This is a genomic window from Kosakonia sp. H7A, from assembly GCF_003028445.1.
Taxonomy (GTDB): domain Bacteria; phylum Pseudomonadota; class Gammaproteobacteria; order Enterobacterales; family Enterobacteriaceae; genus Kosakonia; species Kosakonia radicincitans.
Genome location: NZ_PYTZ01000024.1, coordinates 1 through 1,105 on the forward strand (window position 1 = coordinate 1; position 1,105 = coordinate 1,105).

Below are 1,105 nucleotides of genomic sequence, written 5' to 3' on the forward strand. Positions count from 1 at the left end.
CTGACTGCTGCAATCACTACCGTTCTGGCAAAAACCTACGGTGGTTCTGCCCGCGCATTCGATCAGATCGATAACGCGCCGGAAGAAAAAGCTCGTGGTATCACCATCAACACTTCTCACGTTGAATATGACACCCCGACCCGCCACTACGCGCACGTAGACTGCCCGGGGCACGCCGACTATGTTAAAAACATGATCACCGGTGCTGCGCAGATGGACGGCGCGATCCTGGTTGTTGCTGCGACTGACGGTCCGATGCCGCAGACCCGTGAGCACATCCTGCTGGGTCGTCAGGTAGGCGTTCCGTACATCATCGTGTTCCTGAACAAATGTGACATGGTTGATGACGAAGAGCTGCTGGAACTGGTAGAGATGGAAGTTCGTGAACTGCTGTCTCAGTACGATTTCCCGGGCGACGACACGCCGATCGTTCGTGGTTCTGCTCTGAAAGCGCTGGAAGGCGAAGCAGAGTGGGAAGCGAAAATCATCGAACTGGCAGGCTTCCTGGATTCCTACATTCCGGAACCAGAGCGTGCGATTGACAAGCCGTTCCTGCTGCCGATCGAAGACGTATTCTCCATCTCCGGTCGTGGTACCGTTGTTACCGGTCGTGTAGAACGCGGTATCATCAAAGTGGGTGAAGAAGTTGAAATCGTTGGTATCAAAGACACTGCGAAATCGACCTGTACTGGCGTTGAAATGTTCCGCAAACTGCTGGACGAAGGCCGTGCGGGCGAGAACGTGGGTGTTCTGCTGCGTGGTATCAAACGTGAAGAAATCGAACGTGGTCAGGTACTGGCTAAGCCGGGTTCAATCAAGCCGCACACCAAATTCGAATCAGAAGTTTATATCCTGTCCAAAGATGAAGGCGGCCGTCACACTCCGTTCTTCAAAGGCTACCGTCCGCAGTTCTACTTCCGTACAACTGACGTGACTGGCACCATCGAACTGCCGGAAGGCGTAGAGATGGTAATGCCGGGCGACAACATCAAAATGGTTGTTACCCTGATTCACCCGATTGCGATGGACGATGGTCTGCGTTTCGCAATCCGTGAAGGCGGCCGTACCGTTGGCGCGGGCGTTGTGGCAAAAGTTCTCAGCTAAT

At 54.0% G+C, this 1,105-nt stretch carries 1 protein-coding gene; it reads left to right on the forward strand.

What is annotated here, in order from left to right; translation table 11 throughout:
* Window positions 1-1,104, forward strand: a 1,104-nt coding sequence (tuf, locus tag CWM66_RS27860) for an elongation factor Tu (protein WP_051644100.1), incomplete at its 5' end; no start/stop codon positions are given.
* Between the last annotated feature and the right edge of the window lies 1 nt (window position 1,105).